The organism is Rhodococcus sp. 852002-51564_SCH6189132-a (genome assembly GCF_001665495.1).
Classification (GTDB): domain Bacteria; phylum Actinomycetota; class Actinomycetes; order Mycobacteriales; family Mycobacteriaceae; genus Rhodococcus; species Rhodococcus pyridinivorans.
Map to the genome: position 1 here is coordinate 1 of NZ_LZMJ01000074.1, position 19,555 is coordinate 19,555.

Genomic DNA, 19,555 nt, shown 5'->3' on the forward strand with positions numbered 1-19,555 from the left:
GGGGGGGCGGGGCGGTGGGGCCCGCGCGCCCCCCGCCCGCCCCCGCGCACCCCCCCCCCCGCGGGGGGGGGGGGGGGCCCCCCCGGTGTGGGGGGGGGGCCCCCCCCCCGAAGCCGGTTTATCAGAGGGTGACGTTCGCGCCGGTCTCCTGATCGAACAAGGCGATCTTCGCCCTGTCGAACCACAACTGCACGGTCCCGCCCTTGGTGGCCTGCGATTCCACCGACAATCGCGCGACCAGCGATTCGGCCGACATGTCGGCACCGGCGTCGGCGGCGAGTTCGTCGAGGTCCTTCGAGTGCACGCCCGGCCCCTCGGCCGTGAAGTACGCGAACTTGTCGGAGCCCATCGACTCGAGCACGTCGACCTCGGCGGAGAAGGTCACGCCCGTCTCCCGTTGGGTCGGGTCGAGCAGGTCGGTGTCCTCGAAGTGCTCCGGACGGATACCGACGACCACCTCGCGCGACGGATTGTTGCGACGCACGGTCTCCCACCGCTCGTCGGGCAACCGGAACTCGCCGAACGAGGTGCGGATCGAACCGTTCTCGATCTGCCCCGGAACGAAGTTCATCGACGGCGATCCGATGAAGCCGGCGACGAACAGGTTCCGCGGATGGTCGTACAACTCCTGCGGCGCCCCGACCTGCTGCACGATCCCACCGCGCATCACGACGACGCGGTCGCCGAGCGTCATCGCCTCGGTCTGGTCGTGCGTGACGTACACCGTCGTGGTCCCGAGACGCTTCTGCAGGCGCGCGATCTCGGTGCGCATCTGCACGCGCAGCTTCGCGTCGAGATTCGACAGCGGCTCGTCCATGAGGAACGCCTTGGGGCTGCGCACGATCGCACGACCCATGGCCACGCGTTGCCGCTGACCGCCCGACAGGTTGGCGGGCTTGCGGTCGAGATGCTGTGTGAGATCGAGGATCCGGGCCGCCTCGTCGACCTTGCGGGCGATCTCGTCCTTGGACACCTTCGCGAGGGTGAGCGGGAACGCGATGTTGTCGCGCACCGACATGTGCGGGTACAGCGCGTAGGACTGGAAGACCATCGCGATGTCGCGGTCCTTCGGTGCCCGCTCGTTGACACGCTCACCCGCGATGCGCAGCTCGCCGTCGGAGATGTCCTCGAGACCGGCGATCATGTTGAGCGTCGTGGATTTTCCGCACCCGGACGGGCCGACGAGGATGATGAACTCGCCGTCGGCGATCTCGAGATCCACGTCGCTGACGGCCTTCGCTCCGTCCGGATATTCCTTCGTCACCTTGTCGAGCACGATCTCGGCCACGGTAGTTATCCCTTCACTGCGCCGGAGGTCAGTCCGGCGACGATTCGACGTTGGAAGATCAGGACGAACACGATGATCGGGATCGTGATGACGACGGCCGCCGCCGCGATCGAGCCGGTCGGTTCCTCGAACTGCGATGCACCCGTGAAGTTCGCGATCGCGGCGGGTGCGGTGATGGACCGCTCGGTGGAGGTCAGCGAGATCGCGAACAGCAGGTCGTTCCAGCAGAAGATGAACACCAGGATCGCCGCCGTGATGATGCCGGGAGCGGCGAGTGGGGCCACGACCTTCCGGAACGCCTGACCCGGTGTCGCGCCGTCCATCTTCGCGGCCTTCTCGAGTTCCCACGGGATCTCCTTGAAGAAGGCCGACAGGGTGTAGATCGCGAGCGGTAGCGAGAAGGTGATGTAGGGCAGGATCAGCGCCGCCCACGTGTCGAACAGTCCGAGGCCGCGCATGATCTCGAACAGCGGGCTGACGAGGGAGATCTGGGGGAACATCGCGATGAGCAGCGCCACGCCCACCAGAATCTTCTTACCGGGGAAGTCGAGCCGGGCGATCGCGTAGGCGGCCATCGTCCCGAGGATCACCGCGATGACCGTGGCGATCAGGCCGATGCCGATGGAGTTGATCAGCGCGCTCGTGAACGCGTCGGTGCGGAAGATGCCGCGGTAGTTGTCGAGCGTCCACTGCTGCGGGATGAACCGGCCGTCCTGGATGGTGCCGGGCGGCTTGAACGACAGGCTCGCGATCCACAGCACCGGGACGAGTGCGTAGAGCAGGACGATCAGGTTCACCGCCGACCACGACAGGGTCCGTTTCCTGGTCTCGGCCATCATCGGCCCCCTTCGTCCGAGCCGGGCGCGGATGCACCGAACAACTTGATGAACACGAACGCGATGATCGCGACGCACAGGAAGATCAGGACGCTGATCGCCGACCCGATGCCGAGGTTGAAGGCCCGGAACAGATTGTCGTAACCGAGGATCGACACCGATCCGGTGCCGTTGGCACCGCGGGTGAGGACGTAGATGTTGTCGAAGATGCGGAAGGCGTCGAGCGTGCGGAAGAGCAGGGCGACGAGGATCGTCGGTTTCATCAGCGGCACGATGATCCGCACCAGACGTGTCCACGCTCCGGCGCCGTCGACCTGCGCCGCCTTGAGCAGATCGTCGGGGACGAGTGCGAGGCCGGCGAGGAGCAGCAGTGCCATGAACGGCGTGGTCTTCCACACCTCGGCGAGCACGATGATCGCCAGGGACGGGATCTGGTCGGTGAGCGGGGCGCTGCCGTCGGGCAGCAGGTTCGCGAGATAGCCCGTGCCCGGGGTCCACGCGTAGTACCAGCTGTAGGCGGCGGCGACGGTGACGATGCCGTACGGGATCAGCACCACCGTGCGCACGATGCCCTTGCCGACGATGGTGCGGTGCATGACGAGTGCGATCGCGAGGCCGAGCACGAACTCGATCGCGACGGAGACCAGGGTGACGAGCGAGGTGACGATGAAGGCCTGCCACCAGAATCCGTCGCTGAGCACCGCGACATAGTTCGACAGTCCGACGAAGCGCCGTTCGTCGGGGAAGCGCAGATCGTAACGCTGCAGACTGAGCCAGACGGCGTATCCCACCGGATAGGCCGTGACGGCGAGCATCACGATCGCGGCGGGTGCGACGAGCAGCAGACCGAGTCGCCGTTCGGCCTTCTTCCCCTCGGACAGCGCTGCTTTCGTCTTCGTCGACGGTTCCTTCGGGGTCTCGTCGGTCGGTGTCGATTCGACGGCGGTCACGGGATCAGTCCTTCCGAATTGACCGCCTTGCGCACCTGCTCGGCGAGTTCCTCGACGGTGCGGGGCGGATCGATCTGGTCGACCGGGTTGAGGGTGGCCGTCACCAGTGTCGAAATGCTCTGGTAGGCCGGTGAAGCGGGACGCACCGCGGCGTTCTCGAGACCGGCGCGGACCTCACGCCAGGCCGGATAGGCCTCCTGGAAATCGGGGTCGTCGTACAGCGCCGCGAGCGTCGGCGGCACGCCGCCACCGATGGCGTTGTTGCGCTGGTTCTCCTCGTTGCGCAGGCACTGCATCGCTTCGAACGCGAGATCCGGGTGGGTACTCGTGCGGGCGACGGCGATGTTGAACCCGCCGATGGTGACCTGGGCGGGCTCGCCGGGGGTTACCGAGGGGTACGGCGCGGGAAGGAAATTCTGCTCACCGTCGACGGCGAGGACCGTGTTGCCGGTGTTCTCCGAGGTGACATTGCCGTTCTCGTCGATGAAGGGCAGGGCCCCCTCGTTCTCCATGATGCCCGGCAGGACGAACGGCCAGTTGACCTGGAACGCGGTGCGCCCGCTCTCCATACCGAGACGGACGGCCGCCTCGTCGGCCTGGTTCAGGGAGGGATCGGCGCCGGGCGCGGTCGCAACGCGCTTCATGATGTCGAGCGCGGTCACCGCCGCGTCGTTGTCGGTGAGGGTGACGGTGACACCGTCCTCCCCCACCACCGAGCCTCCGGCGCTCGAGAGCAAGGTGTTGAACCACACCATCAGCCCCTCGTACTGCCGGCCCTGCACACCGATCCACGACGGCCGGCCCTCCTCGGCGAGGCCGCTCGCAATCTCGATCATCTCGTCCCAGGTCTCCGGAGGTTGCCCGTCCGGCATGAGATCCTTTCGGTACCAGAGCAACTGGGTGTTGGTGTTGAGCGGTGCGGCGTACAGCCGGTCCTGCCAGGTCGCCGATTCGAGGGGACCTTCGAGGGTGCCCTCGGAGACCGCAGCTGCAACATCGTCGGGCAGCGGCAGCGCCCACCCGGCCTCGGCGAACTCGGCCGTCCACACGACGTCGAGGGTCATGAGGTCGAGCCCCGGGTCGTTACCCGTCAGCCGCCGCGCCAACTGCAGTCGCTGGTCGTCGGCGTTCTTCGGAAGTGTCCTCTGCTGCACGCGATATCGGCCGCCCGCCTCCGCGGTGCACACCTCCGCGGCCTGCGCGTACTGCTCGGCACCGTCGGCGGCCGTGTAGAAGGACAGGACGACACCCTCGTCGTCGCTGCCGCACGCGGCCAGCCCCGACGCCAAGAGCACAGCAGCCGCGGAAGCTGTGACCGCTCGGCTCGTCCGCCGACTCTTGCCCGACCGTCTCATGCGCGACTCCGCTCGCATCGGGGACCTCGTGATCCGACGATAACGCCCGTACCGGCCAGCCGTAGCAAAACGAGCAGGGCGTACATCCGGAACGGAATCGGCACGACGACGAGGTCAGAAGGAGGTCCCCGAGAAGGGTGCCTGGGGCCAGGAGAACAGCAGGTCAGCGGTGTCGACGGCCTCGGGCCGGTGCACCCGGGCGCGCCCCGCGTCGACCATCCGGTGCCAGCCCTGCCGGCCGAGCAGGAGCGCACCGAGGTCGGCGATGTCGATCGTCAGGTCGGCCGGTCCCGCGGTGCGCGCCACGCCGTCGGCGGAGATCTCGAAGACACCGGCGTTGTCGGTCAGCACCGGATCGGTCACCTCCACGGTCACCGAGCCGAAGCCTCGGTAACTCCGCGCCGACAGCGCCCGATCGAGGTCGAGGATGCGCAACCACGTCTCGTCCGAGACCGAGCGGAATTGCACGGCACGCGCGTCGCCGAGCATGAGCGGGAGTTGGTCGTCCTGCGGAAGTGCCGCGAACCGCAAGGTGTCGACCAGGTCGAGGTCGAGCAGGAACCGGATCAGGCCGGCGTACGCCGCGGGCGAGGGGGCGAAGAAGTCGTCGACCACGACGGTGCGGTTGCGACTGGTGAACCACCCCTGCGTGTCGACGGGGTGGTACCGGACGAAACCGTCCTCCTGTCCCGGTTCGCCGTGCACCGCCACGTACATCGGATCGGTGAGCGAGTCGGCCCGCCACCGGCGCGAGTTCCACCAGTACTCCGACCGATCGATCATGCCGGGGCGCGGCGGCAGATGACGGGAATGGATCTGCGCCAGCACGTCCCACGCCTCCGGATAGGTCAGCAGACGCACCGCTCCGGACTCGGGCACGTCGGGACGCAGTGCGGCACCACGCACGTCGACGTCGACGGACACCGAAGTCGAGGCGACGCCGTAGCCGAACCGGCCGTAGATGGTCGCTTCGGAGGCACGCAGCGTCGCGAGGATCTCACCGCGGTCGCGCGCGTCGCTCAACTGCCGGTGCACGAGTCCGGAGATCACGCCGCGACGCGTGTGGGTGGGCAGCACACCGATGTGGGTGACCGCCGCGTGCGGCACCCGGGCGCCGCCGGGCAGGGTGAGATTTCCGCTCGTGGCGTCGACTGTCCCGACGAGCATGCCGTCGAGGAAAGCACCCCACGTGCGGCCGGCCTCGAGGTAGCGGCTCACAGTCCCGTCGGGAACCTCGGGCCACGAGGGCAGACCCACCATCGCCGTGCGGAACAGCGCGGACGCCTCCCGCAGTTCGGCTTCCGACTCCAGAACTCTGATCTCCGGTTCCGTTCGCTCACCCATGGAACGACACTATCGACCGCGAACTTGCACCGCGGGTGAACGGCCGTGACGTTCGGTACACCGGCTCCGGGCGGGTAGGTTTCCAGCGTGCGACGCGAGTGGGATCCAGCAGACACCGGGGTGCTGCAGCTGCCCTCCGGCCGACTCGTGCGGGGACGCGGGATGCGCAGACCGGTGTTCGGCGAGCCGTTTCCCGACTTCGGGGTGTATCTCCTCGGCCGCCCCCCGGCAGCACCGTTCGAATGGGAGTCGCGGTGGATCCACTGGCCCGACTTCCGCACGCCACGCGACCCGGAGGACGCTCTCGCCATCCTGTACGAGGCGTGGATCCGCGCGGGAAGACAGCGGGTGGAGATCGCGTGCGGGCGTGGACGCGGCCGCACCGGCACCGCACTGGCGTGCCTCGCCGTCCTCGACGGGCTCTCCCCGGAGGAGGCGGTCGACTTCGTTCGGCGGCACTACCATCCGCGCGCGGTCGAGACGCCCTGGCAGCGCAAATTCGTCGCGCACGCGAAGGCGCATTCCTGACAGCTCAGTTCTTCGTCCGGGCGAGGTCGACCTCGGCGGCCGAGACGGCACGTTCGGCGGCGACCACCCGCTTCTTCGCCTCGGCGGCGGCGCGGCGCGCGAAGGTGCGTTGCTGCTCTGCGTGTTCGAGCTTCGCCCGCAGCTCGGCGACCTCCTCCTCGTGACGGGCCAGCTCCTGCTCTGCCGCCGACGCGGCTTCGCGCGCTTCCTCGGCCGCGTTGTGCGCCGAGTCGAGAGCGGCAGCGGCCTCGTCGATCTCCGCCTCACGAGCCGCCTGCTCCGCCTTCTCGCGCTCCGTAGGTTCGCGCTCGCCCTTGCTCTTGCGTGCAGACTTGCCCGCTGCCGTCCGGTCGTCCTCGTCGTCCTCCTCCGACCCTCCGCGGACGACGGTGAGCGGCATCGCCGACAGGTCGCCGAAACCGTCGGACTCGACGATCGCGTCGAGCCGGCCCTGCCGGACCTGCTCCCCGATGCCGGGATCCGACAACGCGGCGTTGAGGGTGCGCCCCACCTCACGCAGTGCGCTCTCCGAGACGGTGCGACCGCGGTCGGCGGCGAGCCGACCCGCGTCGCGCTCGAGCGCGGCGACCACCCGGCGACGCTGCTCCGACAGTTTCCGCATCTCGCTGCCGGACAGTCGTCGTTGCGCGGTGCGCAGGGCGGATCCGATGTCGAGCAACGCCGCGAGTTCGTCGGCCCGTTCGCGGGCGAGCAGGTTGACCATCCAGGCCGCGACCGTCGGTTTGCGCAGTCTGCCGATGGCCGCCGTCAGCTCGCGGTCGCCCGCTTCGCGTGCCTGCGCCGCGAATTCGGAGCGGGCCGCCACGAAATCTCCTGGGTCGAGGGCGTAGAGGGCATCGGCCACCGAATCGAGGTCGGGCATGGGATCGACAGTAGTGGCGCGAGGCCGATCACGACGAGTGCCGTTCTCGGCGAACACGCGACCGCGAGACGATCAGATGGCGAGCTTGGCGAGGATGTCGCGCGCCTTCTCGGCGGTGGGCGGCTGGCACAGCACGTCGTAGCGGCCGGCGACGAGCTGCATGGTGGACGAGAAGTCGCGCTGACCGCGGGTCGCGGCGTACGGGATGCTCGCCGAGATGAGGCCGAAGATGATGCCGCCGACGAGGCCGACGAGCAGCGGGCCGAGGAAGTCGGTGGAGAAGATGCCGAGCAGGAGACCGAAGAACACGCCGAGCCATGCGCCCGAGACGATGCCGCCGCCGATCACCTTCGGCCACGTGAGCCGACCGGTGACCCGTTCGACCTGCATGAGATCGACACCGACGATGGTGACGTCCTCGACGGAGAAGTTCTGATCGGCCAGGTGGTCGACCGCCCGTTGCGCCTCGGCATAGGTCGGGTACGAACCGACGGGCCAGCCCGTGGGAGGTGTCGGCAGACCGGGTACCTGGCGACCGGGTCCGAGGGGATTCGTCATGTCGTTTCGGCTCCTTCGCGATGCACGCCGACGGTCGCGGCGCCGGTCTCCATTCTGCCTCGACAGGGACCGGCACGCCGCGATGGTTCGCCCGATATGTTCTTTTCCCTGGTCGTTCCCGTCAGGAGGCCGGCGGCTCGAACTTCTGGGTGCGCTGCAACCCCGCGGCCCGGCCCTTCGCGGAGATCACGAGGGCCATCTTCCGGCTCGCCTCGTCGATCATCTCGTCACCGAGCATCGCGGCACCGCGGGCGCCGCCCTCGGCCGAGGTGTGCCACTCGTAGGCGTCGAGGATCATCTCGGCCTTGTCGTAGTCCTCCTGCCGGGGGCTGAAGACCTCGTTGGCCGCGTCGATCTGGCTCGGGTGCAGCACCCACTTGCCGTCGAAGCCCAGGGCGGCGGTGCGCTGCGCCGACCGGCGGAAGGCGTCGACGTCGCGGATCTGGAGGTAGGGACCGTCGATGGCCTGCAGCCCGTGCGCACGCGCGGCCATGAGGATCGTCATGAGGATGTGGTGGTAGGCGTCGCCGACGTCGTAACCCTCGGGCTGCTCACCGACGACGAGGGTGCGCATGTTGATGCTCGCCATGAAGTCTGCCGGACCGAACACGAGTGTCTGCACGCGCGGGCTCGCCGTCGCGATCTCGTTGATGTTCGTCAACCCGATGGCGTTCTCGATCTGCGGTTCGATACCGATCCGTCCCACCTCGAGACCGTGGGCCTTCTCGACCTGCGTGAGGAGCAGGTCGAGCGCCTTCACGTGGCTCGCGTCGGGCACCTTCGGCAGCAGGATCGCGTCGAGATTCGCGCCGGCACCACCGACGACCGTCGCGACGTCGAGATAGGTCGCGTCCGTGGTCCAGTCGTTGACGCGCACGACCTTGATCTGGTCGCCCCAGCCGTCCTCGTTCAGAGCTTCGACGATGGTGCTGCGGGCCTGCTCCTTGGCCAGCGGCGACACCGCGTCCTCGAGATCGAGGAAGATCTCGTCGGCGGGAAGGCCCTTGGCCTTGTCGATCATCTTCCGGCTGCTGCCGGGAACCGCGAGTACCGATCTTCGGGGCCTGAACGAAAACGACATGACCTGACCAGACCTCCGAGTTCCGGGAACAGCGCGGGCACGCTCTAGCCTGGCAATCATGGCAGCAGTGAGCAAGGTCTTCGTCGCGCGGCTGGCCGGACTGGTCGTTCTCGGCCCCGACGGCGAGTCCATCGGCCGCGTCCGCGATGTCGTGCTGACCATACGAGTGGGACGTCAGCCGCCTCGTGCGCTGGGGCTCGTCGTCGAACTGCCCACCCGCAAGCGGATCTTCGTCCCGATGCTGCGCGTGACCGCGATCGAACCCGGCGCGGTCACCCTCGTCACCGGCAACGTCAGTCTGCGCCGGTTCACGCAGCGACCCTCGGAGGTGCTCGCCCTCGGTCAGGTCCTCGATTCGCGTGTGCGCGTCGACGACCCGGAGCTGCCGGACCTGATGGGTGTCGACGCCGTCGTGGTGGATCTGGGGCTCGAGCTCATGCGCACCCGCGACTGGGTCGTCGCCCGCGTGGCGGTGCGTCGCCATCGCGGCCGGCTCGCGCGCCGCTCCCCCATCCACATCGTGGAATGGCCGCACGTGCACGGACTCACCCAGCAGGCACTGTCGATGCCCGGACAGGGTGTCGCGCAGTTGCTCCTGCAGTTCGAGGACATGCGCCCGCCGGACGTCGCGAACGCCCTGCGCGACCTGCCGATCAAGAGACGCACCGAGGTCGCCGCAGCGCTCGACGACGAACGCCTCGCCGACATCGTGCAGGAGCTACCCTCCGACGACCAGACCGACCTGCTCACCCAGCTCGGCCTCGACCGGGCGGTCGCGGTGCTCGAGGCGATGGATCCCGACGACGTCGCCGACCTCCTCGGTGAGCTGCCTGCGACGGATGCCGAGTCGTTCCTGCAACGCATGGACCCCGAGGACTCCGAGCCGGTGCGCCGCCTGCTCGAGCACTCCCCCGACACCGCCGGTGGTCTGATGACCCCCGAGCCGGTCGTGCTGACGCCGGCGACCACGGTGGCCGAAGCGCTCGCCCGCGCCCGTAATCCGGATCTGAGTCCGGCCCTGGCGTCGATGGTCTTCGTCGTGCGGCCGCCCACAGCGACGCCCACCGGCAAGTACCTCGGCTGTGTCCATCTGCAACGATTGCTCCGGGAACCGCCTGCGAGCCTGGTGGGAGGGGTCGTCGACGACGACCTGCCGCGCCTGGCCCCCGACGACGCCCTGACCACCGTCACCCGGTACTTCGCGACGTACAACCTGGTCTGCGGTCCGGTGGTGGACGACGAGGGGCACCTGCTCGGCGCGGTGAGCGTCGACGACGTGCTCGACCATCTGCTGCCGGAGGACTGGCGCGAGGAGGACATCGAGGATGAGTGACCGCAGCACGCAGGGCCGCTCGCGCCTCGAGACCCCACAGGCGTCGAGGTTCCGCTTCAACTTCGACGCCGAGGCGGTGGGCCGGGTCAGCGAGTCGATCGCCCGGTTCCTCGGAACGGGCCGTTATCTCGCCATCCAGACGATCGTCGTCATCGTGTGGATCGCCCTCAACATCGCCGCGGTCGGACTGCAGTGGGATCCCTATCCCTTCATCCTTCTCAACCTGGCCTTCTCGACGCAGGCCGCCTATGCGGCGCCGTTGATCCTGCTGGCGCAGAACCGGCAGGAGAACCGCGACCGCGTGTCGCTCGAGGAGGATCGCGCCCGCGCCGAGCAGACCAAGGCCGACACCGAGTTCCTGGCACGCGAACTCGCGGCTCTGCGACTCGCGGTGGGTGAGGTCGCGACCCGCGACTATCTGCGTCGCGAACTCGACGATCTGCGCGCCCTGCTGATCGACGACGAGAACGAGGACGACGCCGGCACTCCGCGCACCCGCGGGCCCCGTCGCTGAGGGACCCCGTCCTGTTGTCCGGCACGCCCGGTTGCACACAACCCGACATCCTTCTGTAACCTTCGTCACATCAGTCGGACGGACGATCGGAGGAGGGTGATCGCGTGCGGTGGAAGGTCGCGCTGGCGATGCCGGTGATCGTCGCTGCCGGACTCGCGGCGACAGCGTCGTCGGCGACGGTGGTGGCGGAGACGACGTCCGCCGAGACCGAGCCGAGCGCCGCTCCGGCGGTGGGCGTGCTCCCCGGCGAGGTGCGCGAGGCGCAACCGCTGCGCAGCCCGAGCGACCCGCTCACCCAGCTTCCGCCCGATGCCGTGGCCGCGGCAGGGGGTGCGGCGGCCCTCGGCGACGGGCCGCTCGCGATCCCCGAACTCGTCTTCTACGCCTATCGCGCGGCCGAGATGCAGCTGGCCATCGACTCTCCCGAGTGCGGCCTGCCGTGGAATCTGCTCGCCGCCGTCGGGCGCCTGAACTCCGGACACGCGGACGGGGGACGCACCGACATCCTGGGCACGCTGACCGCGCCGGTCGTCACCCCGGAGGGGCTGCTCGGGCCGATGCGCCTGGCCCCCGCGGTGTGGGAGCAGTACTCGGCGGACGGCAACGCGGACGGCACCGCCGATCCACAGAACATCTTCGACGCGACCCTGGCCGCCGGTGCCCGGATGTGCGCGGAGGGCGGAAACCTGCGCGAGCCGGACGGGGAGGCGCGGGCGGTGGCGTCGGTCGATCCGTCACCGGACTATCTGGCGAATGTCCGGCACTGGTCCGGTGCGTATTCGAAGGCCGCCGAGGTGGCTCCCGCCGATCTCGCTCCGATCCCGGCGCGGCCCGTTCCGAACGCCTCGGATGTCGCGGCCGCCGCGCCGGCTCCGGCGGTCACCGCGCCCGCTCCGGAGGCGACACCTCGGCCGGCCCAGCAAGCGCCCGCCGACACTCCGGCTCAGCAGGCACCCGAACAGAACATCCCGGCTCCGCCGCCGATGCCGGAGTTGCCCGAACTCCCCTGCCTGGTGCCCGCCTTCTGCGAATAACTCCCGGCACACACGTGAGGTGACGCCACGCACGACACGCGTGTCGTCATCTTTTTCTTTCACCCCACCCGACCCACCGGACCAGCACGGACGGGCCACAGCAGTACGCATACGACCCCGTTACATCACGTTTGAGTAACGGAAAGGCATCGAATGCTGTAACCTCGGCCCGGCACGTAACGAAGGTGTCTCGTTCCGAGGCACCCAAGGGAGGGTTATCCATTGGGCCGCCACGCCAAACCGTCGGATTCGAAGCTTCGGCGAAATTCCGTCATCGCGATGACCGGACTCGTTCCGGTCGGACTGGTCGCCGCAGCCGCGACCACCGCGGGTGCGTCGCCGCGAGCGCTGATGGGTGCAGCTCACCACGAGACCGAGCCGACGGCGTCGTCGACCGACTCGGCCGACCTCGCGAACGCGATTCCCGAAGCGGTCGCCGCCGTGCAGACGATCATGCTCGAGCCCGAACCGGCACCCGTGCGCACCTTCAAGGCCGCCCCCCAGCCGGAACCCGAGCCCGAGGTCCTCCACGAGGGCCCCCTCGGCATCCCCGGCATCAACTACGCCGCCTACCGCAACGCCGAGCGCATCCTCGCCGAGGAGAATCCTGCCTGCGGCATGCACTGGACGCTCCTCGCCGGCATCGGCCGCGTCGAGTCCGGACACGCCAACGGTGGTCATGCCGACGCCAAGGGCAACCTGCTCGAGCCCGTCATCGGACTGCCGCTCAACGGCAGCCTGCCCGGCCAGGCCGTCATCCACGACACCGACGGCGGCGCCCTCGACGGCGACACCGTCTACGACCGTGCGGTCGGGCCGATGCAATTCATCCCCACCACGTGGAACCAGTACGCGGGCGACGGCAACGGCGACGGGGTCTCCGATCCCCAGAACCTGTACGATTCGACGCTCACCACCGCGAAGTACCTGTGCGACGGTGGCCTCGACATGCGCAACCTCGCGCACTCGACGAAGGCGATCCACCGCTACAACAACTCGATGGCCTACGTGGCGAACGTGCTCGCCTGGTCGACGGCCTACTCCACCGGCATCGACCCGAGCCCCGCGGATCTCCCCCGCATCCACTGAGGTCCGGAGAGGGTCGTCGGGTCACCCCGGACCGAAGGCCGTCGTCGGGTGACCCCGAACCGAAGGCCGTCGTCGGGTCACCCCGGACCGGAGGCCGTCGTCGGGTCACCGTCGACCCGTATCCCGTCGCGAGCGGCGTGCCGCCTACCATGGGCGTCATGGCAGTCAGTGAGTCCGACGTCCGCAGTGCGCTCGCACGGGTCCAGGACCCGGAGATCCGCAAGCCCATCACCGATCTCGGAATGGTCAAGAGCATCGAGATCGGCGCCGACAGCAGCGTCGATGTGGCGATCTATCTGACCACCGCCGGGTGCCCCATGCGCACCGAGATCTCGGAGCGCGTCACCAAGGCCGTCGCCGACGTCGCCGGCGTGGGCGAGGTCCGGGTGACCCTCGACGTGATGAGCGACGAGCAGCGCACCGAGCTCCGCAAGTCGCTGCGCGGCGACTCCACGGAGCCCGTCATCCCGTTCGCCCAGCCCGGTTCGCTCACGCGCGTCTACGCGGTGGCCTCCGGCAAGGGTGGTGTCGGCAAGTCGTCGGTCACCGTCAATCTCGCCGCGGCGATGGCCGCGCGCGGACTGTCGGTGGGTGTGCTCGACGCCGACATCTACGGTCACTCGATCCCCCGCATGCTCGGCACGTCCGCCAAGCCCACGCAGGTCGAGCGGATGATCATGCCGCCGATCGCGCACGACGTGAAGACGATCTCCATCGCCCAGTTCACCGAGGGCAACACCCCGGTGGTGTGGCGTGGCCCGATGCTGCACCGCGCGCTGCAGCAGTTCCTCGCCGACGTCTTCTGGGGCGACCTCGACGTCCTGCTCCTCGACCTGCCGCCCGGCACGGGTGACGTCGCCATCTCCGTCGCGCAGCTGATCCCCAACGCCGAGATCCTCGTCGTGACGACGCCGCAGCAGGCAGCCGCCGAGGTCGCCGAGCGCGCCGGTTCCATCGCGCTGCAGACGCGTCAGCGCATCGCCGGCGTGGTGGAGAACATGTCGTGGCTCGAGCTGCCCGACGGCACCCGAATGGACGTCTTCGGCAGCGGCGGCGGTCAGGCCGTCGCCGAGCGGCTCACCCGCGCGGTGGGCGCGACGGTGCCGCTGCTCGGCCAGATCCCGCTCGACCCGGCAGTGCGCGAGGCCGGCGACTCCGGTACCCCGATCGTCCTCGCGGCGCCCGACTCGGCGCCCGCGGTGGCGCTCGAGGAGATCTCCGACAAGCTCGCCGTGCGCAGGCGCGGACTGGCCGGCATGTCGCTGGGAATCGACACCACGCGTCACCTGTAAGAACCCGATATCGATCGAGCCCCCGCCGTGCTTCACGGCGGGGGCTCGATCGTAGGAAAGCTGTCAGGTGGCGTCGGGATCGATCGGCGGCTTCTCGTCCGGAGCGAGCGGCTTCGACAGGTTCGGCCGGGCCGCGCCGTTGGTGGGCGTTCCCGGAGCCGCCGAGGACGGCTTGTCGAAATTGCCGGTGAGGATCGAGTCGTCGCCGTCGAGCAGATGCTTCGTGATCACGGCCCGCGGTGTCATGCCGCGCAGCTGGTTCAGCTCGGACAGCGGTTGCCGCAGGTCGTCGAACTCCGGTCCGAATTCCTGCTCGAGCTGGTCGCGCGCACCCGTGGCGTAGTCGCGTACCTGACGCAGCGACTTGGCCACCCACGAGACGGCGCCGGGGAGGCGCTCCGGGCCGAGGACCACGAGGGCCGCCACGATGAGTACCAGGAACTCGCCCCAACCGATGTTGCCGAACACGCATCCAGGGTACGTGGTCTCGTCCGGATCGCAGCACCTACGTGGAAGGTCACATCACACGGCTGGGACGTTCTGTCCGAGACAGGGGCCGCTCAGTCAGAGACGGGGGTGACCTCGACGTCGACGAGGCGGCCGTTGCGCACGAGCTGGACGGTGATCGGTTCGTCGATCTCCTGCTGCTGGACCGCCACGACGAGCTCGTCGGCGCTGGTGACTTCGCGGGCGCCGACCTTGACGATGACGTCGCCCTCGACGATGCCGGCGCGCTGGGCCGGGCTGTCCTGACGAACGTTGGCGACCTCCGCGCCGCTCGCGACGTCGTTGACCACCGAGCGTGCGTTCACGCCGATGTCCGGGTGCCGCATCTCGCCGGTGCGGATCAGCTCCTGCGCCACCTCGGTGACGTCGTCGATGGGGATCGCGAAGCCCAGGCCCACCGAACCGCCGGTCTCCGACTTGATCGCGGAATTGATACCGATCACGCGACCCTCCATGTCGATGAGGGGGCCGCCGGAGTTGCCGGGGTTGATCGAAGCGTCGGTCTGGACGGCGTCGATCACCGCGTCGGTGTCGGTGCCCTGCCCGCTGAGCCGCATGGGCCGGTGCAGCGCGCTGACGATGCCGCGGGTGACGGTCTTGCTCAGGCCGAGCGGCGAACCGACCGCGACGACGTCCTCGCCCACCTGGACGTCCTCGGAGCGGCCCAGCTCGGCGACGACCAGGTTGTCGACGTTCTCGACGGCGAGCACGGCCAAGTCGGTCTTGATGTCGCGTCCGACGATCGAGGCGGGCACCTTCGTGCCGTCATCGAAGGTGACCTGTACCTTCGCATCGGGATTGCCGGCGGCCATCGAAACGACGTGGTTGTTGGTGACGATGTAACCGGCACCGTCGATCACCACGCCCGAGCCGGTGCCGGCGTCGCCGCCGACGGTGGTCTGGATGGAGACGACCGCGGGCAGCACGGTGTCGGCGACACGCGCGACCGCGCCGGTGGGCAGTTCCTCGTCGGGACCCGACTGGCTCAGCGTCACTCCGCGACTGGTCAGCGAACCGTTGTCGGCGGTCGCGAGCGCGACGACGAGTCCGCCGACCATGCCGATCACGACAGCCACAGCGGCCAGGGTCGCGAGTGCGCGGGGTTGGACGCGGCGGTCGAACAACACCTCACGCAGGGTCAGTCCGGGAGCCGGAGGAAGTTCCTTCTCCTCGGTCTGCCCGGCCAGGGGCGGACCGAGCCGCACCGCTGAGTCGGGGTCGCGCCAGGGATCGGGTTCGGTGTCGTCCTCGGTCTCGGCCGCGGGCTGCGAAGGGGGACGCTGGAGCGTCTCGTCGACGTCGGACGGCCGTCCGTAGGCCTCGGCCAGGATCGCATCGGTCGGAGGTGCCTGCTGGACGCGCGGGTCGACGACGCGGGGATGGGCCGAGGAGTCGAACGAACCCGCGGCGCCGGCCGGGCGCCCGAAGACACGGGCCGATGCCGGGTCGACGGTGGGCCGGTAGACGGGCCGCGGTTCGAGACGGGGAGCGTCGTCGGGGCGCGCGATCGCTCCGTCGGGGAGACCCGACGAGGCGTTGCCGGACGAGCCTCTGCCGGACGAGTCTCCGCCCGAGGAGTCCTTACCCGACGAGGCATGGGGCAGCTCGTCGTCGCGACGACGATCGTCGCCGCCCCGCCGTCCGGTGTGCTGCGCAGATTCGGCCGTCACGCGTGCCCGTCTCCCCCGTCTAGGTCCGTCACGCAGCCCAGTATCACCGATGGCATCGGATCACCTGTTACCGCCCGTCCGGTCACCGGCGCCGGAGAATCGACCAGCGGCGCGCGGCGAAGCCTTCCTCCGCCTGAGGGCGGGGGGTCGGGTCGCACAGGTGGGACGGGATGTTGCTGAGCGTACCGCGCAGTGAACTCGGCATACGCGGTATGTGATCGGCAGCGGACCGCAGTGCGTGGCGGGCCTGCTGCTGGGCTTCGACCTCGGCGGCACACTCCGGACACATCGACAGATGCTGGGCGGCCCGCATGTAGGCCGCCATGCGCAGTTCGCCGTCGACGAATGCGGCAATTGCCTCGCTGGCGAGGTGTTCCGTGGAGCCGAACCTGCGAGGTGGTTGCACCATCGTCATCACTACCTCCCGGCGGCTACCCCGCATCGACGCGACCGTTTTCGACCTTTCCATGCTCGCGCAGGTACTCGCGGAGTGCCTGGCGGCCTCGGTGGATACGACTACGCACCGTACCGAGTTTCACCCCCAGTGTGGCACCGATCTCCTCGTAGGACAGACCTTCGATGTCACAGAGCACCACCGCGGCACGGTACTCGGGTCCGAGCGAGTCCAGAGCGGACTGCAGGTCGGCGCCGAGACGCGCGTCGTGGTAGATCTCCTCGGGGTTCGGCCCTGCGGCCGGTACACGATCGTAGTCCTCCGGGAGCGCTTCCATCCGGATGCGGTTCCGGCGGCGCACCATGTCCAGGAAGAGGTTCGTGGTGATGCGATGCAACCAACCCTCGAAAGTGCCGGGCTGGTAGTTCTGCAACGACCGGAAGACGCGGATGAAGGTCTCCTGCGTGAGATCCTCGGCGTCCTGGGCGTTGCCGGAAAGACGGTAGGCGAGGCGGTAGACGCGGTCGCCGTGCTCACGAACGAGTTCGTCCCACGACGGCATGGCCGCGTGGTCCCCGGTGGCGTCGAACGCCGCGGTGCCGCTCAGGTCCGCCTCGAGCGCCGCGGTGCCGCTCAGGTCCGCCTCGAGCGCCGAGGCGTCGTTCTCGGGAACAGTGTGGGCTCGGGTCATGTGGATCGGTGGATCCTCCTCGTCGGGACCGCAGTGGTACTGGCTTCAGGGCCTATCAACACTCGATCTGCAGGGAATATTCCTTCACAGGAGCGTTCCCCGAGAGCGGTGCGTCCTCGAAGTCGTGAACCGGTGCGATCGTCCGGTTCGCCGATTGTCAGTTTTCCTCGAGGCGATGTGGCCGCCGTATGAGTAACCTGAAACGTCCCTGAGAAAATCGGTTCGGGCGTGGTCATCCGCCTGAATCACACAACTGGCGGCACCACTCCGTGCGCGCCTGCCTGCGCGAACGAATCGCCGAGGATAGCCTCAGTGAGGTGCAGACCAACGCCGATCGCATCCTGACCCACGCCGAGAACATCGTCGTCGAGGACGACGAGCTCGCCGCGGCGCGTGACCGTGCCGAAGATCTGGGCGCCGACCCGGTGTCCCCCTCCGTCGGAGCCGCCCTCGCGATGTTCGCCCGCATGCTCGACGCCAGGACGGTAGTGGAGATCGGGACCGGTGCGGGTGTGAGCGGACTGTGGTTGCTGCACGGCCTCCGCGAGGACGGCGTGCTCACCACCATCGACAGCGAGCCGGAGCATCAGCGGGCCGCGAAGATCGCCTTCCGCGAGGCGGGTGTCGTGGCGTCGCGCACCCGGCTCATCAACGGCCGCGCGCTGGACGTGCTGCCGCGACTCGCCGACTCCGGCTACGACATGGTCTTCGTCGATGCGACCCCGGCCGACCATCCGCACTTCGTGCGCGAAGGGGTGCGTCTGCTCCGGCCGGGTGGGGTGATCGTGCTGCACAACGCCCTGCTCGACGGACGCGTCGCCGACCCCGCTGCCCGCGACGCAACGGTGCTCGCGGTTCGCGAGGCGACCCGCGCGGTGTCCGACGACGAGCGTCTCGCTCCGGTGGTCCTGCCGCTCGGCGACGGCCTGCTCTGCGCGGTGCGCCTCAGCTGATCCGCGCAGCCGCCTCCGGGCGGGCAGCACGCTCTCAGATCCAGATGCCCTTGCCGATGGCGACGACACCGCCGTTGCTCACCGCGAACCGCTGACGGTCGCGCTCGAGGTCGACGCCGATGATCTCGCCGTCGCCGACGACGACGTTCTTGTCGAGGATCGCTCGTCGCACGACCGCACCCTTGCCGATGCGCACACCGGGCATGAGCACGCTGCCCTCGACGGTCGCGCCGTCGTCGACCATGACGTTCGAGCTGAGCACCGAGTTGCGGACCGTGGCGGCCGACAGGATGCTGCCGGCGCCGACGATCGACTCCTGCGCCAGACCGCCCTGCACGAACTTCGCGGGCGGCAGGTTCTCGGCGGCACCGCGGATGGGCCAGCGCCGGTTGTAGAGATTGAAGATCGGGTGGACCGACACGAGGTCCATGTGAGCGTCGTAGAAGGCGTCGAGCGTACCGACGTCGCGCCAGTAGGCACGATCGCGTTCGGTCGCGCCCGGGACGACGTTGTCGTTGAAATCGTAGACGTGAGCCTCGCCCCGCTCGACGAGCGCGGGGATGATGTCGCCCCCCATGTCGTGGTCGGAGTCGGGATTCTCCGAGTCGGCCCGCAGCGCCTCGACGAGGACCTTCGTGGTGAAGACGTAGTTACCCATGGACGCGAACGTGACGTTGGGGTCGTCGGGTGTCCCGGGCGGATGAGCGGGCTTCTCGAGGAACTGGGTGATCCTGCCGCTCTCGTCGCTGTCGATGCAGCCGAACGCGAATGCCTCGCTGCGCGGGACGCGGATACCGGCGACGGTGACACCGGCGCCCGACTCGATGTGCTGGCGCACCATCTGCTCGGGGTCCATCCGGTACACGTGGTCGGCGCCGAAGACCACGATGTACTCGGGATCCTCGTCGTAGACCAGGTTGAGCGACTGCAGGATCGCGTCGGCGCTGCCGGTGTACCAGCGTGGACCGAGCCGCTGCTGGGCCGGCACCGGGGTGATGTACTCACCGGTGAAGCCGGAGAGGCGCCAGGTCTGCGAGATGTGCCGGTCGAGGGAGTGCGACTTGTACTGCGTGAGAACGCAGATGCGCAGGTAACCGGCATTCACGAGATTGCTGAGCACGAAATCGATGAGGCGGTATGCGCCCCCGAACGGCACTGCCGGCTTGGCTCTGTCCGCGGTCAGCGGATACAGACGTTTGCCCTCGCCGCCGGCGAGAACGATTCCAAGCACATGGGGCTGGCTCCTCACACGCTT

The 19,555-nt window shown here is 68.8% G+C and carries 20 protein-coding genes; 7 read left to right on the top strand and 13 right to left on the bottom strand.

The window, feature by feature from the left end:
* Nucleotides 1–121: 121 nt before the first annotated feature.
* The 5 genes from A5767_RS18620 to A5767_RS18640 all read right to left on the bottom strand — a co-directional run bounded on the left by A5767_RS18620 (nucleotide 122) and on the right by A5767_RS18640 (nucleotide 5,773).
* Nucleotides 122–1,288, bottom strand: a complete 1,167-nt coding sequence (locus A5767_RS18620) for an ABC transporter ATP-binding protein (protein ID WP_024103451.1) — start codon at nucleotides 1,286–1,288, stop codon at nucleotides 122–124.
* A 5-nt stretch (nucleotides 1,289–1,293) separates the two neighbouring features.
* Nucleotides 1,294–2,124 carry a carbohydrate ABC transporter permease gene (locus A5767_RS18625; RefSeq protein WP_006554305.1) on the bottom strand — a complete coding sequence of 277 codons (831 nt, stop codon included), beginning with the start codon at nucleotides 2,122–2,124 and terminating at the stop codon, nucleotides 1,294–1,296.
* A complete protein-coding gene (locus A5767_RS18630; RefSeq protein ID WP_156665176.1) occupies nucleotides 2,124–3,005 on the bottom strand; it encodes a carbohydrate ABC transporter permease in 882 nt (293 codons plus the stop codon). The genes A5767_RS18625 and A5767_RS18630 overlap by 1 nt, the downstream gene beginning before the upstream one ends.
* A gap of 65 nt (nucleotides 3,006–3,070) precedes the next feature.
* The gene (locus A5767_RS18635) at nucleotides 3,071–4,429 is read right to left on the bottom strand and encodes an ABC transporter substrate-binding protein (protein WP_052040065.1); all 1,359 of its coding nucleotides are present in this window, start codon (nucleotides 4,427–4,429) and stop codon (nucleotides 3,071–3,073) included.
* 114 nt (nucleotides 4,430–4,543) lie between these two features.
* Entirely contained in the window at nucleotides 4,544–5,773 is a 1,230-nt protein-coding gene (locus A5767_RS18640) for a GNAT family N-acetyltransferase (protein WP_019288068.1), read from the bottom strand.
* An 87-nt stretch (nucleotides 5,774–5,860) separates the two neighbouring features.
* Here A5767_RS18640 and A5767_RS18645 point away from each other — a divergent pair, with 87 nt between their 5' ends.
* Nucleotides 5,861–6,301: a protein-tyrosine phosphatase family protein gene (locus tag A5767_RS18645; protein WP_019288067.1), complete on the top strand. Its 441-nt coding sequence runs from the start codon at nucleotides 5,861–5,863 to the stop codon at nucleotides 6,299–6,301.
* 4 nt (nucleotides 6,302–6,305) lie between these two features.
* Here the strand turns inward: A5767_RS18645 and A5767_RS18650 are convergent, their stop codons facing one another.
* From A5767_RS18650 to A5767_RS18660, 3 genes are all read right to left on the bottom strand, one after another.
* Entirely contained in the window at nucleotides 6,306–7,184 is an 879-nt protein-coding gene (locus A5767_RS18650) for a hypothetical protein (RefSeq protein ID WP_064852897.1), read from the bottom strand.
* Between the two features lie 72 nt (nucleotides 7,185–7,256).
* A complete protein-coding gene (locus A5767_RS18655; protein ID WP_006554299.1) occupies nucleotides 7,257–7,742 on the bottom strand; it encodes a general stress protein in 486 nt (161 codons plus the stop codon).
* A gap of 121 nt (nucleotides 7,743–7,863) precedes the next feature.
* Nucleotides 7,864–8,823 carry an HpcH/HpaI aldolase/citrate lyase family protein gene (locus tag A5767_RS18660; protein WP_064852898.1) on the bottom strand — a complete coding sequence of 320 codons (960 nt, stop codon included), beginning with the start codon at nucleotides 8,821–8,823 and terminating at the stop codon, nucleotides 7,864–7,866.
* Between the two features lie 58 nt (nucleotides 8,824–8,881).
* On the opposite strand from A5767_RS18660, the gene A5767_RS18665 reads away from it, so the two are divergent.
* From A5767_RS18665 to A5767_RS18685, 5 genes are all read left to right on the top strand, one after another.
* Nucleotides 8,882–10,156 (top strand): magnesium transporter MgtE N-terminal domain-containing protein, encoded by a 1,275-nt coding sequence (locus A5767_RS18665; RefSeq protein ID WP_006554297.1) that lies wholly within the window; start codon nucleotides 8,882–8,884, stop codon nucleotides 10,154–10,156.
* A complete protein-coding gene (locus tag A5767_RS18670) occupies nucleotides 10,149–10,670 on the top strand; it encodes a DUF1003 domain-containing protein (protein WP_024103444.1) in 522 nt (173 codons plus the stop codon). Before A5767_RS18665 ends, A5767_RS18670 begins: the two co-directional genes overlap by 8 nt.
* A gap of 104 nt (nucleotides 10,671–10,774) precedes the next feature.
* Entirely contained in the window at nucleotides 10,775–11,704 is a 930-nt protein-coding gene (locus A5767_RS18675) for a hypothetical protein (protein ID WP_064852899.1), read from the top strand.
* Between the two features lie 222 nt (nucleotides 11,705–11,926).
* Nucleotides 11,927–12,793: a lytic transglycosylase domain-containing protein gene (locus A5767_RS18680; RefSeq protein ID WP_006554294.1), complete on the top strand. Its 867-nt coding sequence runs from the start codon at nucleotides 11,927–11,929 to the stop codon at nucleotides 12,791–12,793.
* Between the two features lie 158 nt (nucleotides 12,794–12,951).
* Nucleotides 12,952–14,085 carry an Mrp/NBP35 family ATP-binding protein gene (locus A5767_RS18685; RefSeq protein ID WP_024103442.1) on the top strand — a complete coding sequence of 378 codons (1,134 nt, stop codon included), beginning with the start codon at nucleotides 12,952–12,954 and terminating at the stop codon, nucleotides 14,083–14,085.
* A gap of 63 nt (nucleotides 14,086–14,148) precedes the next feature.
* Here A5767_RS18685 and tatB read toward each other — a convergent pair whose 3' ends face one another.
* The 4 genes from tatB to sigE all read right to left on the bottom strand — a co-directional run bounded on the left by tatB (nucleotide 14,149) and on the right by sigE (nucleotide 17,347).
* Nucleotides 14,149–14,553 carry a Sec-independent protein translocase protein TatB gene (tatB, locus tag A5767_RS18690; protein WP_006554292.1) on the bottom strand — a complete coding sequence of 135 codons (405 nt, stop codon included), beginning with the start codon at nucleotides 14,551–14,553 and terminating at the stop codon, nucleotides 14,149–14,151.
* A gap of 92 nt (nucleotides 14,554–14,645) precedes the next feature.
* Nucleotides 14,646–16,262: a trypsin-like peptidase domain-containing protein gene (locus tag A5767_RS18695; RefSeq protein ID WP_156665174.1), complete on the bottom strand. Its 1,617-nt coding sequence runs from the start codon at nucleotides 16,260–16,262 to the stop codon at nucleotides 14,646–14,648.
* Nucleotides 16,263–16,344: 82 nt separating this feature from the next.
* Complete coding sequence (locus A5767_RS18700; protein ID WP_019288062.1) at nucleotides 16,345–16,677, bottom strand: anti-sigma factor family protein; 333 nt, start codon at nucleotides 16,675–16,677, stop codon at nucleotides 16,345–16,347.
* Between the two features lie 16 nt (nucleotides 16,678–16,693).
* Complete coding sequence (sigE, locus tag A5767_RS18705; RefSeq protein ID WP_006554289.1) at nucleotides 16,694–17,347, bottom strand: RNA polymerase sigma factor SigE; 654 nt, start codon at nucleotides 17,345–17,347, stop codon at nucleotides 16,694–16,696.
* A gap of 317 nt (nucleotides 17,348–17,664) precedes the next feature.
* Between sigE and A5767_RS18710 the strand changes: the two genes are divergently transcribed.
* Entirely contained in the window at nucleotides 17,665–18,300 is a 636-nt protein-coding gene (locus A5767_RS18710; RefSeq protein ID WP_006554288.1) for an O-methyltransferase, read from the top strand.
* A 34-nt stretch (nucleotides 18,301–18,334) separates the two neighbouring features.
* Here the strand turns inward: A5767_RS18710 and glgC are convergent, their stop codons facing one another.
* Nucleotides 18,335–19,549 carry a glucose-1-phosphate adenylyltransferase gene (glgC, locus tag A5767_RS18715; protein ID WP_006554287.1) on the bottom strand — a complete coding sequence of 405 codons (1,215 nt, stop codon included), beginning with the start codon at nucleotides 19,547–19,549 and terminating at the stop codon, nucleotides 18,335–18,337.
* Nucleotides 19,550–19,555 lie beyond the last annotated feature (6 nt).